The following is a 14,083-nucleotide window of genomic DNA, read 5'->3' as shown; positions in this document are numbered from 1 at the left end:
GAAGGCGGGAACCCAAGTTTCCGTGGTTCGCCACGAACTTGGATCCCCGCCTTCGCGGGGACGACGTGCATTAGTTAGTGGCCGCCACCACCCGCTCCACCAGGCGACTTGACCTTGTCCGCAAACCACAGCGGAACGATCGCCCCCAGCAGGATCGCGGCGACGATGAAGAAGCCGTCGTTGTAGGCCATCACGAAGGATTCACGCCGCACGATGCGGTCGATCGCCGCGATGGCCTGGTTGGCCGCGGTGGCGGCGTCCATGCCGCGCGAAATGAAGGCCTGGGTCAGCGTGTCCAGGCGGGCCTGCGTGGCGGCGGCGAACAGCGACACCGATTCGCCCAGGCGCGCCGAGTGGAAGTGCTCGCGGTTGGTCAGGGCCGTCGCCAGCATCGCGATGCCGACCGAGCCGCCGAGGTTGCGGGTCATGTTGAACAGGCTCGAGGCCGAGGGCATGTCCTTCGGCGCCACGCCGTTCATCGCGAAGTTCGACAGCGTCAGCATCACGAAGGGCTGGCCGAGCGCGCGGATGACCTGGGTGACCATCAGCTGGTCGTAGCCGGTGCTGGCGTCCATGTAGGCGTTCATCAGGCAGGACACGCCGAACAGCGACAGGCCGAACATGCACAGGATGCGGTTGTCGATCTTCTGCGACAGGCGCGCCACGAAGGGCATCACGAACAGCTGCGGCAGGCCGACCCAGGCGATGACTTCACCGATCTGCATCGGCGAGTAGCCGGCAATCTGCCCCAGGTACAGCGGCAGCAGGTAGGAAGTGCCGTACAGGCCCATGCCGATCACCGCCGACAGCATGGTCGCGACCAGGAAGTTGCGCTGGCCGTAGAGGCGCAGGTTCACGAAGGGCTCGGCGCGCGACATGCTCGTCACCACCCAGCCGAGGATGCCGACCAGCGCCAGCGCGGCGAAGGTGATGATGAAGCTCGACTCGAACCAGTCCTTCGAATTGCCCTCTTCCAGGAAGATGGTCAGGCTCGCCAAGCCCAGCGCCATGAGGGCGATGCCCAGCCAGTCGGCCTTGATGAGGGTCTGCAGGTTGGCCTTTTCCTTGTCCAGGCCCCAGTACATGCCGGCGATGAGCAGCACGCCCGGCACCCAGTTGATGTAGAAGATCGAGGGCCAGCCGTACAGCTCCGTCAGGTAGCCGCCCAGGGTCGGGCCCATGGCCGGCGCCAGGGTTGCGGTCAGGCCGAACATCGCCATGCCGACCGCGCGCTTGGAGGCGGGCAGGCGGGTCATCACCAGGGTCATCGCCATCGGGATCAGCGCGCCGCCCGTGAAGCCCTGCAGCATGCGGAACACGATCATGCTCTGCAGGTTCCAGGCCGTACCGCACAGGGTCGAGAAGGCCAGGAACAGCGCGGTGGTGATCATCAGGTAGCGGCGCTGGCCGAGGGCGCGCACGAACAGCGCGGTCATCGGGATCACCACGATCTCGGCGCACAGGTAGGCGGTCGAGATCCACGAGCCCTCTTCCTGGGTGGCCGACAGCGTACCGAGGATATCGCGCAGCGAAGAGTTGGTGATCTGGATGTCCAGCACCGCCATGAAGGCGCCGAGCAGGCCGGCGGCCACCGCGATCCAGGTGCGCGCATCGACCCGCACATTATTGGCGGGCGGCGCCATCGTGTGGGTGGAACTGGTCATGACGATTCCTTACTGCGCCGACGCGCTGCGTTGCGGCTGTTGTTGCGCGCCTTTTTCCGCTTTCTGGCGCAGGTCGATCTCGACCACCGTCGACATGCCCGGCACCAGGCGGCCCGCATACTTCTTGAGGTCTTCCGGCTTGAAGGTGATCTTGACCGGCACGCGCTGGACGATCTTGGTGAAGTTACCGGTCGCGTTATCGGCCGGCAGCAGCGCGAACTGGTTGCCCGAGGCCGGCGAGAAGCTGTCGACGCGGCCAATGAGCTCTTTGTCCTTCAGGGCGTCGACTTCGATCTTGACTTCCTGGCCCGGCACCAGGCCCGGCAGCTGGGTTTCCTTGAAGTTGGCGGTCACCCATACGTCGTCCTGGACGATCGCGGCCAGCTGCTGGCCCGGCTGGATGCGGGCGCCGACTTCGACGCTGCGCTTGCCGATACGGCCCGACACCGGCGCCACGATCTGGTTGTAGCCGAGCTGCTGCCGGGCGTCCTTGAGCTGGGCCTGCAGCACCTTGACCTGGGCCTTCAGCACGTCGCGCGCGGAAGCGGCGGCGGTGATCTGGGCCTTGGCGGCATTCGCGTTGTCGCGGCGCGCGGTGACGTCGGCGGTGGCGCCGGCGCGGGCCGCGGTGGCGGCGTCGACCTCGGCCTTCGAGACGGCCTTCATGTTGGTGTTGTACAGCTGGCCGTAGCGCTCGGCGTCCTGCTTCGCGCGCACCAGGTTGGCCTGGGCCTGCGCGACCTGGGCGCCGGCGGCCGAAGCCTGGGCTTTCGCCTGCTCGACCGAAGCGTCGGCCTGCACGATCTGCTGCTGCACACTGGCGATCTGGGCCTGGATCTGCTCGACCTTCACGCCCTGGTCGGCCGGATCCAGTTCGGCCAGCACGTCGCCGGCCTTGACGATCTGGTTGTCGTCGAACAGGACCCTGGTGACGACGCCGGGGATGCGGCCCGAGACCGGGTGCACGTGGCCGGTGATATAGGCGTTTTCGGTTTCGACGAAGTTGCTGCTGCGGTACCACATGCGGCCGCCGGCGACGATGGCGGCCAGCGCGATCAGGCCGACCACGATCAGCACGCGCTTCGGCGGTCCCTTGCTGGCGTTGACGGGCGCGGCGCCCGTTGCACCCGGCGCGACGGCGGCGGACGGTTTCTGCTCGACCGTGGTTTGCGAATCTGCCATGAATACGACTCCGAAGAAAAAATGAAATGGGTTCATCGCATTATTCGACAAAGATTCGGCGAAGTCAAGAAATGAAACGGTTGCATTTCATTTTTTTCTGGGCTACAGTGACGGCATGGACAAATCACTGCAAGACCCTGTCGACGCTTCCTGCAAGGCGGCCGGACGCCCCAAGGCGGCCGACGTCGAAGCACGCATGCAGGATCTGCTGCAGACCGCCGGCGAACTCTTCCTCAAGAACGGCTACACCAAGACCAGCCTCGAATCGATCGCCCGCGCCGCCCACGTGGCGGTGCGCACCATCTATGTGAAGTTCGGCGGCAAGACCGGCCTGCTGCACGCGGTGCTGGCGGCCAAGCGCGACCGCTTCTTCCGCAGCCAGCCGATGCAGACCGATCCGCGCCCGCTGAAGGAGATCGTGGACGAGTTCTCGCGCAATATGTACGAACTGCTCACCTCCCAGGAAGCGATCGACATGCAGCGCATCGTGCTGGCCGAGACCCCGACCAACCCGGAGCTGGCGGAAGCCTTCTGGAACGGCGGCCCGCGCCAGACCCGCGAGATGCTGGCACGTTTCTTCGCGCGCCCCGACATCCGCGCCCAGATGCGCGCCGACGTTCCCGTCGACCTGCTGCCGGGCCACCTGATGGGCTGCATTGCCGGCGACCAGCTGTGCCGCTTCGTGTTCCCGGCGGAGAAACCGACGCCCGAACAGTCGCGCCGCGAACTCGAGCGCCGGCTCGAGCTGTTCTACCTGAGCATCCTGCCGCCGCAGCAATAAGCGCCAGAGTCAATGTGCGGCATCGCACGGACCGGCGCCAGCCTGTTCGGGCATCCTGAACACCTTAAGTTTTCGCCGCAAGGAGATAAAAAAATGAGCAAGTCGTCCCGTTACGAATGGCGAGACCAGCAGGCTGCGCTGCAGGAGCGCATGAAAGGATTCCTCGCGAACCCGAACAGCGAGCAGATGGAAGCCGTGCTCGCCGAAATGCGCGCCTACGCCGACGCCGCCCAGTCGGGCCATATCGAGATTCCGCAGCGCTGGACCAGTTACAACTGATCCCCGCCGCTGCCGCCATGCCGTCCTTTGGGCGGCATTTTTTTTGTCCCTCGCTTCCATTTCGCGCCGCCAGAATGCAGCTCGCGCTGCCCGGCGGCGCTTCGTCGCATGCTCCTTCGGCGGTCCATCCGGCTGGCTACAGTGCAAGCATCCATGGTAAGTTCCTGGCTGCTCAACAAGGAGACACGATGCCGACGAATCCCGTCCGCGCCCAGCACCCGCTCGACATGTTCGCCCTGTTCCGGCGCTGGCCGGCCTCGGTATGGCGCAACCTGGTCTATACCGCCTTGTGGAGCAGCCTGATCGGCCTGGCCCTGACCGTCTTCTTCGTCCTCATGGGCGCCCGCCCCACGGGCTCGATTCCGAAGCTGCTGGGCTTGACGCTGCTCACCGCGAACACCATCGGCTTCCTGATCCACGGCGCGCTGGCTGCCCTGCGCTGGGCCTTCCCCGCTGCTGCCGCGCGCCGGTCCTGGGCGATGCGCGCCTGCCAGGTGCTGCTGATCGAATCCTGCGCGGTGCTCGGCTTCACGGTGCCGGACGCCCTGCTGCGCGGCGCCGATCCTGTCTCGGCCCTGCTGCGCGACGGTGCGCTCGCGCCCATGCTGCCGATGGGCCTCATCATCACCGCCCTGACGATGACGATCCTGGCCGTCAACGAACGGCGCCTGGTGCGCGAGACGGAAGCCGCGCTGCAGCAGCAGAAGATCGCCGAAGCCGGCCAGTTGCTGGCCGAAGCCCGCCTGCGCACGCTGCAGGCCCAGATCGAACCGCACTTCCTGTACAACACTCTGGCCAACGTCGTGAGCCTGATCGGCAGCGAGCCGGATCGCGCGAAGCACATGCTGGAGCGTCTGATCGACTTCCTGCGCGCCAGCCTGTCCGCCAGCCGCGCCGAGCAGGCGACCCTGGGCGCGGAGCTCGACCTGGCCGCCGCCTACCTCGACCTGCTGGGCGTGCGCATGGGCGCGCGCCTGCGCTGGCGCGTCGAAGCCGACGCCGACTGCCGCGCCGTCAGGATCGCGCCGATGCTGATCCAGCCGCTGGTCGAGAACGCGGTCATGCACGGCATCGAACCCAAGGTCGAGGGCGGCGAGATCGTCGTGCGGGCCGCCTGCGGCGACGGTCTGTTGCGCCTCGAAGTCAGCGACGACGGCATGGGCCTGGTCCTGGCGCCGCCGCGGCCCGGCGGCGGCGTGGGCCTCGCCAACCTGCGCGAGCGGCTGCGCAGCCTGCACGGCCACGCAGCTCAGCTACAATTATTGGAAAACCAACCCGCCGGCGTGACTTCGCGCCTGCTGCTGCCACTGGACCCAGCGTGACCACCGCCCTGCTCGCCGACGACGAACCCCATCTGCTCACCTATCTGGAGGAGCAGCTCGCGAGCTCCTGGCCGGAACTGAAGATCGTCGGCCGCGCGCCCAACGGCGTCGAGGCCCTGCGCCTGATCGACGAACTGGCGCCCGACGTGGTCTTCCTCGACATCCAGATGCCGGGCCTGAATGGACTGCAGCTGGCGAGCCGCCTGAGCGAAAGCGCCGGCAGCACTGCCCCGCACGTGGTCTTCACCACCGCGCACGAACAGTACGCGCTGCAGGCCTTCGACAGCGAAGCCTTCGACTACCTGCTGAAACCGATCCGCCTGGAGCGCCTGCAGCGCACCGTGGCGCGCCTGAAGGAAACGCTGGCCGAGCGCGCGCCCGCGCCCGCGCCGGCGGCAAACCCGGAGACTGCCGCGCAGCTGGCCGCGATGCTGCGCCAGCTCGGCGTGCCCGTGCCCGGCGTGCCTGCAGCGCCCGCCCCGGCGCCGCTGCAATGGATCCGCGCGGCCCAGGGCCAGGAGACGCGCCTGATCGCGGTCGACGAAGTGATCTACTTCCAGAGCAACGACAAGTACACCAGCGTTTTCATCGCCGACGGCGAGCACCTGATCCGCACCCCGCTGCGCCAGCTGCGCGAACAGCTGGACGCCAATGCATTCTGGCAGATCCACCGCGGCGTCATCGTCGCCGCCCGTCACGTGGCCGGCACCCGCACCGACTTCCGCGGCCGCCTGCTGGTCAGGCTGAAGGGCCGGCCGGAGGAGCTGGTGGTGAGCCGGAATTTTGCGGATTTGTTCAGGCAGATGTAGAGGATTTTCCAGACGCGCAATCGGAACAGGCATATTCACGCCTTGGGTTACCATGGGCGCGTTGCCGTCAAGCAAGGCCCAGCATGTCCACGTTTCACGTACCTACTTCGAATCTCCGCCGCATTCATCTTACGCTCACCCTCGCGCTGGTCCTGGTCGCCGCGCTGGGCATCTTCTTCGTCCGCGAGGTCGTCGCCCTGCAAGCGGCGATGGACCAGTTGCGCGACAACGACCAGGCCCGTGTCGATATACGCAGCGTGCTGGTCGACCTGCTCGATGCGGAAACCGGACAGCGCGGCTTCATCCTGACCGGTCAGGAAAGCTATCTCCCGCCTTACTACAAGGGCAAGAACCATATCAAGGAAAGCATCCGCAAAGCCCAGCAAGCCGCCGGCACGGGGGGCGCACGCGTCGCCGATTTTTCGAAGATCCTGCTATTGGCGGAACAGAAGCTGGAGGAGCTCGATCGTACCGTCGTGCTGAAGAAGCAGGGCGACAACGCCGGCGCGCTGGCAGTCGTGGTGGGCGGCTATGGCAAAGCCACCATGGACGAGGTGCGCCAGCTCATCCAGCGCAATATCGAACAGCTTCGGCTGCAGCGCGACCAGGTCATCGACCGGCTGGATGCAAGGTTGCGGCGCTCCGCCATCCTGCTGGTCCTGATCCTTGCCACGGTATCGACGCTGGCCACGCATGCCTGGCGCTCGCTGTCGAAAGCGGTCGCCGTCAACAACAGGCTGGCCCAGACGCTGTCCCAGGAGGCATCCAACGATGCCCTGACCGGCCTGCCGAACCGGCGCTTCTTCGACCGCTGGGCGCGCCAGCTGGTCAACAGGAGCCGCCGCGACAAGGGCACTTTCACGCTGCTGCTGATCGACCTCGACGGCTTCAAGAAGGTCAACGATACGCTGGGCCACCAGGTCGGCGACGATGTCCTCAAGGAGGCCGCCCGGCGGCTCCAGGCCGGGCTGCGCGGCGGCGAGCTCCTGGCGCGCCTGGGCGGCGACGAATTCGGCCTGCTCATCGAAGGGAACGTTTCCCGCGCGGACCTGGAAAAGCTGGGACGCCGGCTGATCGACTCGCTGTCGCCCAGGCTGCACCAGCGGCTTGCAGACGGCGCGGTCGGCGCCAGCATCGGCGTCTCGTGCTTCCGCATAACGGCGACGATATCGACGCGCTGACCGAGGCGGCGGACAGCGCCTTGTACCGGTCCAAGGAAGGCGGCCGCGGCATGGTGTCGTTCACGCACATCGGCAGCAACCCCATCATCAAGGCGCGGCCGGACAGCACGGCCTGAACATCACTGTGCCTCAAAGGCTCCCAGGTAATCCAGCTTGCCGATTTTGACGCCCTGGTTGCGCAGGATGTCGTAGGCCGTCACCACGTGAAAATAAAAGTTCGGCAGCGCGAAAGTGAGCAGATAGCTCTCGCCGCTGAAGCTCGCGCCGAAGCTGCCGAACTTCAGGCTGACTTCACGATCGGCGCCGGCGTCGACCTGCGCGCTCTCGATGCTTTGTAGATAGGCGATCGTATTGGCGATGCGCTCCTGCAGCTGGGCGAAAGTCGTTTCAGTGTCTTCGAACTTCGGGGCCTCGCCGCCGCTCAGGCGCTGCAGCGCGAACTTCGAGGTATCGCTGGCGCGCTGCACCTGGGCGGACAGCGGCAGCATATCCTCGGCCAGGCGGGCGCCGAGCAGGGTTTCGGGCGCGATGCCGGCTTGCGCGGCGTGCTCCTCCCCTTTCTTCAGCAGATTCGACAGGACGGTCAGGCCGCGCACGAAGGCGGGTACGGATGCTTTGGACATCGTCAGGGACATGGGACGCCTCCTTGTAGTGTCCAAAAAGTCTAGCAGTTCGCGTCGCCGGATGTGCGGTCTGGCCAATTTCTATTTAATGACACAAAAATCCGACAATACGATTCGATTGGCCAGACCAATTTAATGTCCACGTGCTAATATTTTCTGGGCGTCATACCGGCGCCCAGCAGCGAACCATCACCGGGACATACAATGAAAAAAATCATCATGGAGACCCTGGTACTGGCGGCACTCGCCACCGGCCAGGCTTATTTGCAGCCCGTTCATGCAGCGCCCATTTCCCTCGACAGGACCACTGTCACCGCGACCTACCAGGGCTCGGCCGACGGCATCCTGGGACTCGACCATGGCTTCCAGGCCGAACCCGGCAGCAACGTCAGCAAGGTCTACGCACCCGGCGCCGGCGTCGAATTCCTGACCGCCGACTACCTGTTCGGCTTCGACTTCGCAGCGGACGGTCTGCTGACCGTCTATAACAACATGCCGCTGCCGGAGCGCGCCGCCGGCGATCCCGGCTATACCTTCAGCTTCGACTTCGGCGCCACCCTGCCCGCGCCGGTCGGCAGCTTCACCCTGGTCGACGGCAGCATGGTCAATGGCGCGCCCGGCCTGTCGGTGGTGGATGGCCACACCCTCGCGCTCGACCTGAGCAAGGTGACCTGGAACGGCGACTTCGCCTCCTTCACCGCGCAAATCGGCACCGGCGCCGGCGACGTGCCCGAGCCGGCCAGCCTGGCGCTGCTGCTGCTCGGCGCCGCCGGACTGGCTGCGGCCTCGAAAAGGAGGACGCGATGAGCCATCCGGCCTTCAAAACGGCGCTGGCCCTGCTGGCCGTCATGCTTGCCTCCACCGGCGTGCATGGCGCCAGCGTGGACGCCGCCCGCGCCACCGCACCCTTCGACGGCTGGGCAAGCCAGGCCGGCGGCACCACGGGCGGCGCGAATGCCACGCTCGAGCAGGTCTACACGGTCGCCAACCGCGCCGAGCTGCTGGCCGCGATCGCCAACGGCGGTACGACGCCCAAGATCATCAAGCTGGTCGGCACCGTCGATATGACCGAGGGGAAGCCCTACACCTCCACCGCCGACCAGTCGGCGCGCGGCGCCATCCGCCTGAAGAGCAACACGACCCTGATCGGCGGCGGCGCCGGCGCGGGCCTGGTCAACGGCCATATCCTGCTGTCCAAGGTCTCGCAGATCATCATCCGCAACCTGAAGATCGTGAACCCTTGCGACGTCGAGCCGGTGTGGGATCCGACTGACGGCTCGAGCGGCAACTGGAACGCGGCCTACGATGCGATCGGCATCTCGGGCTCGGACCACATCTGGATCGACCACAATTCCTTCACCGACGCGCCCCTCACCGACAACTTCGCGCCCATCGAGAACGGCCACGTGAAGCAGTGCCACGACGGCACGGTCGACGTCAGCAACGCCTCCGATTACGTGACGCTGTCGTACAACGTCTTCGGTGAGCACGACAAGAACAACCTGATCGGCTCCAGCAGTTCGGCCACGGGCGATGAAGGCAAGCTGCGCGTCACCTTCAGCAACAACGTGTTCCGCGACATCCAGTCGCGCGCGCCGCGGGTGCGCTTCGGCCAGGTCCACCTCTTCAACAACTACTATGTGGGCAGCAAGTCGGCCGCGGTGTACAAGAACAGCTACAGCGTCGGCCTCGGCACGAATGCCAAGGTGCTGTCGAACGCGAACGTGTTCGACATCGCCGGCGCCGCCAATTGCGACGCCATCGTCAAGAACCCTGGCGACACCACTGCCGGCACCTTCAAGGACAGCGGCTCGCTGCTGAACGGCGCGGCATTGGGCGCCTGCGCCGTGTCGAACGCGACGGCCTGGACGCCGCCCTACGCCTTCACGCCGCGCCCGGCCGCGCTGGTCAAGGCGAATGCGCTGGCCCAGGCCGGCGGCGGCAAGCTGACCACGGCCATCAGCGGCACCGGCAAGACCACTGTCGACACCGGCCCGTCGCTGAACTGCCCCAGCACCGGCCTGTACTTCTGCGACGACTTCCAGAGCGGCAGCACCGACAAGTGGAACCTGCTGTCCGTGGCCGGTCCGAACGGCAGCTTCCGCGTGGTGGAAGAAGCCGCCGGCAGTCCTGGCCGCGTCCTGCAGTACACGGCCGCCAGCACTGGCGGCGTGCTGGCCCTGGTGAAGCCGGAGGCGTTCGCCGGCGTACCCTCTGCCGACTACTACGTCGAAGCGCGCATCCGCCCGATGGCCAACAGCACCACCGGCAACAAGCAACTCTACCTGGTCACGCGCTACGTCGATCCGTCCAACTGGTACGGCGCGGGCCTGAACGTCCAGAGCAGCACCACCAGCACCCAGGTCGAAATCGCCAAAATGCTGGGCAACTCGCTGAGCCGCCCGAGCCAGACCAGGACGCCGATCGCGATGGACGCCCAGTTCTACACGGTGCGCTTCGAACTGATCGGCAGCGCGCTGACGGTCTACCTGGATGGCAGGAAGCTCGGTTCGGTCACCGACACCGCGTTCACGCAGCGCGGCCTGATCGGCCTGTACACGGCCAATAAATCCTTCCAGATCGACGACGTGCGCGTGGGCGACCCGCACCAGAAGCCGGTGCAGCTGACGCTCGATCCGGCCACCCTCACCTACGCCGCCGAAGCCGGCGATGCGCCCAGACAGATCGCCGTCACCGCGGTCACTGCCGACGGCAGCGTCGACAGCTTCACGGTCGTGTCCAGCAAGCCGGAAGTGGTAAGTGCGGTCGCCAGCGGGAACATCGTCACATTGACGCCGCTGTCCGCGGGCGCCGCCAGCATTGTCTTCACCAGCGGCTCCGCGCCATCGCTGACGCGCGCCATCGCCGCCACCGTGGGCGGGCAGTTCGTGCAGCCGACCCAGGTCTATCCGCTGCAGGGCGCCGCCAGCCCCGCCGCAGAGGGCAGCGCGGTCAACGTCGACACCGTGCTGAAGCTGAGCTTCGACAAGCCGCCGGCCCTGGGCGCGGGCGGCAGCATCCGCATCTTCCGCAAAGCCGACGACGCGCTGGTCGACGTGATCCGCACCAGCGGCGAATCGGACGCCATCGGCTATCCCGGCCAGGCCCTGGTGCGGCGCGTGAACACGACCCCGGTCCGCATCGACGGCAACAGCGCCATCTTCAATCCGCACAGCGGCAAGCTGGCCTACGGCGTCGAATACTATGTCGCGATCTCGGACGGCGTCTTCACCAACACCACGCTGGGCGGGCTACCCTTCGTCGGCATCGGCAAGCTGGGCGGCTGGTCCTTCACCACCAGGGCCGCCGCACCCACCGGCGCCACGCTCACGGTCGACGACGACGGCAACGCCGACTTCCGCACCGTGCAGGGCGCGCTCAGCCACGTCATGCAGAACCTGGCGAAGACGACCGCGGTGACCATCAACGTCAGGAACGGCGTGTACGACGAGCTGCTCTACCTGAACGGCAAGGACAATGTCACCATCAAGGGCGAAAGCCGCGACGGCGTCACGATCCGCTACACCAACAACGAGAGCCTGAACCCGGGTACCGGCAGCAGCCAGTCGGCCAGCGTTGCCGGCTCGCCGGCCGGCGGCCGCGCGGTGATGCTGGTCGAGGCCTCGGACATGCTGATGCTCGATAACCTGACGATGAAGAACACGACCATCCGCTCGGCCTCGATCTCGGGCCAGGCCGAAACCGTGTACTTCAACAGCGACACGCGCCTGGTCGCGAAGAACGCCAGCTTCCTCAGCGAGCAGGACACGCTGAACCTGAAGGGCTGGGCATGGTTCTACAACAGCCTGGTGGCCGGCAACGTCGACTTCATCTGGGGCAGCAGCCATGCGGCGCTGTTCGAGAACAGCGAGATCCGCAGCGTCGGCGACAGCGCCAATGCCGGCAGCGGCGGCTACGTGCTGCAGGCGCGCGTGCCGGCTGCCACCGACCCCGGCTACGTCTTCCTGAACAGCAGCCTGACCCACGGCGCCGGCCCCGGCCCGAACCACGGCGACGTGCCGGCCGGCGCCACTTGGCTGGCGCGCAGCCCGGGCGGCACAGCGACCTGGGACAATGTCGCCTTCATCAACTGCAAAATGGATGCGCACGTCGCCACGCCTGGTTGGGCGGGCCTGGGCGTGAACGGCCAGCCGGCGCCGAACCCGGCCGTGCCGAATGCGGAATCCGGCTGGCGCGAGTACGGCAGCACCCTGCTCGACGGCACGGCCATCGACCTGCGCATGCGCGTGGGCGGCCATGCGCTGAGCGAGGCCGAGGTGGCGAACCGTTTCGCCACGCGGGCCAGGGTGTTTGCGGGCTATGGCAACGGCGCGGGGTGGAATCCGCAGCCTTGAGCTGAAGCTGCGCCTTTTTTATCGTGGCGGGAGGAAGCGGAAGGTCGGCTCGATGTTTTTTGCCTGCAGGTGGCGCACGATGTCTTCCAGTGTGGCGTCCTTCAACAGCAAACCTTCCGGCGCGGCTTTCGGCCTGGCCGGGGCTTTGACAGGCGCTTCGGGTGAAGGCTGCAGCACGAAAGCCTCCGCCGCCAGCGCATCGCTGGCCGCGCTGGATACCGGCTCCACCGGCGCGGGCGCGGGTGCGGGCGCCTGCTTCTGTTCGAGCTTGTGCAGGGCTTCCCGGAACTGCTCGTCGGCGATGCTGTCCAGGCCTTCCAGGAAGGCCGCCTGCCCTTGCAGCGGCGGCGCCACTTCCAGCCCCGATTCCTCGGCAAAGGACGCGCCCATGCCGGGGTGGATGAAGGCCGCCCACTTGCCGCTGCGCGGGTTCAGGCAGGGCGGCAGATAGACCGGCGCGGTGGCGGCGTCCGGCGCCAGCTCGGTCTGCGGAAAGTAGGTCTGCTGCAGCAGTTCCAGGAATTCCTGCGCCTCGCCGGCCGGCACCGGCGTCTCCAGCGACAGCCACAGGCGATAGGCGCTGGCGCCGTCGATGCTCACCGCCGGCGCCGGCAGGCCGAGCTCCGCCTGCAGCGCGTTCGCGACCCGGCACAGGCGGTCCCAGTGCCCCGCTTCGCCATCGCCGAAGACCTTGCGGAAGGGGATGGCAAAGGCGCGCGCCAGGCCGTCCGCCGTGGTCAGCTTGATGGCGAGCGTGGTCTTGCCGGCGATATGGGCGGCCAGCGCTTCGCGCGTTACCGCTTCGGGCGCGAGGTAGAGCCGCGTCAGTTCTGCGATCAGTTTTTCCATGTTCTTTCTTAGTTCATTCCACCGCGGCGGGCCGCGTTCTTGCCGAGCGCCGCCAGGTCGAGGTCGGCGTCGCCCTTATCGATGGCTTCCTTCAGCACGGCCTGCAAGGCGTCGCCGAAAGCCAGCGGCAGGTTCTTGCCCTGCCCCGCCTCCACCGCCAGGCGCACATCCTTCTGGCCCAGCGAAAGCTTGAAGCCCGCCGGGCTGTATGCTTGTCGCGCGATCATGCCGCCATAGCCTTTATACACGGGCGAACCGGCGAACAGGGTGCTCGTGATCAGGTCGATGAAGTTCGCGGGCGGGATGCCATGCGCCCCGGCCAGCGCCGCGCCTTCGCCCATCGCTTCGATCGCGCAGGCCAGGGTCAGGTTGCAGGCCAGCTTGACGGCATTCGCCTGTTCCGGCGCCTCGCCGAAGCGCCAGGTCTTCTGGCCCATCAGGTCCAGCAGCGGCTGCACGCGCGCGATCAGTTCGTCGCTGCCCCCGGCCAGGATATTCAGCTTGCCGGCTTCGGCCACGTCGACGCGGCCCAGCACCGGCGCGGCCACGTAGCCCACGCCCTTCTCCACATGCAGCGCCGCCATCTCGCGCGCGAACGCGACGGAGACAGTCGCCATGTTGACGTGGATGCTGCCGGGCGCCATCGCGTCGAGCACGCCGCCGTTGACCATCACCTCGCGGGTCGCGTTGTCGTCGGCCAGCATGGTGAACACGACGTCGGCGATGCCGCACTCGGCCGCCGTGGCGGCCGGCTTGGCGCCCCTGGCCGAAAGCAGCCGCACGGGGCCGGGGTTGCGGTTCCAGACGTGGACGATCTGGCCTGCACGCAGCAGGTTGGCGGCCATGTGCTGGCCCATGGCGCCCAAGCCGATGAATGCGATGGTCATATGGGTATTCCTTACGTTAGCCCTGATACCGTCGTTCCCGCGGAGGCGGGAATCCAAGTTCGTAGCGGTTCGAAAAACTTGGATTCCCGCCTCCGCGGGAATGACGTGCAAAAGATAACGGTATTAAACCAGCAATCCGGCTCGAACGCAG

13 protein-coding genes are annotated in these 14,083 nt (G+C 66.7%); 8 read left to right on the top strand and 5 right to left on the bottom strand.

Features of this window, described 5'->3' with window-relative positions; genetic code table 11:
• Positions 1-74: 74 nt before the first annotated feature.
• Together LQV39_RS01845 and LQV39_RS01840 are read right to left on the bottom strand one after the other, a co-directional pair.
• Positions 75-1,664 carry a DHA2 family efflux MFS transporter permease subunit gene (locus LQV39_RS01845; RefSeq protein WP_230019916.1) on the bottom strand — a complete coding sequence of 530 codons (1,590 nt, stop codon included), beginning with the start codon at positions 1,662-1,664 and terminating at the stop codon, positions 75-77.
• Positions 1,665-1,673: 9 nt separating this feature from the next.
• Positions 1,674-2,846, bottom strand: a complete 1,173-nt coding sequence (locus LQV39_RS01840; protein ID WP_230019915.1) for an HlyD family secretion protein — start codon at positions 2,844-2,846, stop codon at positions 1,674-1,676.
• A 115-nt stretch (positions 2,847-2,961) separates the two neighbouring features.
• On the opposite strand from LQV39_RS01840, the gene LQV39_RS01835 reads away from it, so the two are divergent.
• The 6 genes from LQV39_RS01835 (at position 2,962) to LQV39_RS01810 (ending at position 7,334) form a co-directional block, all read left to right on the top strand.
• Positions 2,962-3,627: a TetR/AcrR family transcriptional regulator gene (locus LQV39_RS01835; protein WP_230019914.1), complete on the top strand. Its 666-nt coding sequence runs from the start codon at positions 2,962-2,964 to the stop codon at positions 3,625-3,627.
• A 93-nt stretch (positions 3,628-3,720) separates the two neighbouring features.
• Entirely contained in the window at positions 3,721-3,906 is a 186-nt protein-coding gene (locus LQV39_RS01830) for a hypothetical protein (protein ID WP_230019913.1), read from the top strand.
• A gap of 188 nt (positions 3,907-4,094) precedes the next feature.
• The gene (locus LQV39_RS01825; protein WP_230019912.1) at positions 4,095-5,228 is read left to right on the top strand and encodes a sensor histidine kinase; all 1,134 of its coding nucleotides are present in this window, start codon (positions 4,095-4,097) and stop codon (positions 5,226-5,228) included.
• A complete protein-coding gene (locus LQV39_RS01820) occupies positions 5,225-6,037 on the top strand; it encodes a LytTR family DNA-binding domain-containing protein (RefSeq protein ID WP_230019911.1) in 813 nt (270 codons plus the stop codon). The genes LQV39_RS01825 and LQV39_RS01820 overlap by 4 nt, the downstream gene beginning before the upstream one ends.
• An 83-nt stretch (positions 6,038-6,120) precedes the next feature.
• The gene (locus LQV39_RS01815) at positions 6,121-7,218 is read left to right on the top strand and encodes a diguanylate cyclase domain-containing protein (protein ID WP_230019910.1); all 1,098 of its coding nucleotides are present in this window, start codon (positions 6,121-6,123) and stop codon (positions 7,216-7,218) included.
• Positions 7,182-7,334: a hypothetical protein gene (locus LQV39_RS01810; RefSeq protein WP_230019909.1), complete on the top strand. Its 153-nt coding sequence runs from the start codon at positions 7,182-7,184 to the stop codon at positions 7,332-7,334. Before LQV39_RS01815 ends, LQV39_RS01810 begins: the two co-directional genes overlap by 37 nt.
• Before the next feature lie 3 nt (positions 7,335-7,337).
• Here the strand turns inward: LQV39_RS01810 and LQV39_RS01805 are convergent, their stop codons facing one another.
• Positions 7,338-7,853, bottom strand: coding sequence for a DUF1993 family protein (locus LQV39_RS01805; RefSeq protein ID WP_230019908.1), 516 nt, complete (start codon positions 7,851-7,853; stop codon positions 7,338-7,340).
• A 192-nt stretch (positions 7,854-8,045) separates the two neighbouring features.
• On the opposite strand from LQV39_RS01805, the gene LQV39_RS01800 reads away from it, so the two are divergent.
• On the top strand, positions 8,046-8,648 hold the full coding sequence (locus LQV39_RS01800) for a PEP-CTERM sorting domain-containing protein (RefSeq protein WP_230019907.1): 603 nt from the start codon (positions 8,046-8,048) through the stop codon (positions 8,646-8,648).
• On the top strand, positions 8,645-12,196 hold the full coding sequence (locus LQV39_RS01795; RefSeq protein WP_230019906.1) for a pectinesterase family protein: 3,552 nt from the start codon (positions 8,645-8,647) through the stop codon (positions 12,194-12,196). The genes LQV39_RS01800 and LQV39_RS01795 overlap by 4 nt, the downstream gene beginning before the upstream one ends.
• Before the next feature lie 18 nt (positions 12,197-12,214).
• Here the strand turns inward: LQV39_RS01795 and LQV39_RS01790 are convergent, their stop codons facing one another.
• Positions 12,215-13,045 (bottom strand): hypothetical protein, encoded by an 831-nt coding sequence (locus LQV39_RS01790; RefSeq protein WP_230019905.1) that lies wholly within the window; start codon positions 13,043-13,045, stop codon positions 12,215-12,217.
• Positions 13,046-13,053: 8 nt separating this feature from the next.
• Complete coding sequence (locus tag LQV39_RS01785; RefSeq protein ID WP_374199398.1) at positions 13,054-13,959, bottom strand: NAD(P)-dependent oxidoreductase; 906 nt, start codon at positions 13,957-13,959, stop codon at positions 13,054-13,056.
• Between the last annotated feature and the right edge of the window lie 124 nt (positions 13,960-14,083).

Origin of the sequence: Massilia sp. Bi118 (assembly GCF_918697865.1) — a bacterium.
Lineage (GTDB): Bacteria > Pseudomonadota > Gammaproteobacteria > Burkholderiales > Burkholderiaceae_D > Telluria.
This window is presented reverse-complemented; position numbering and strand designations above follow the sequence as displayed.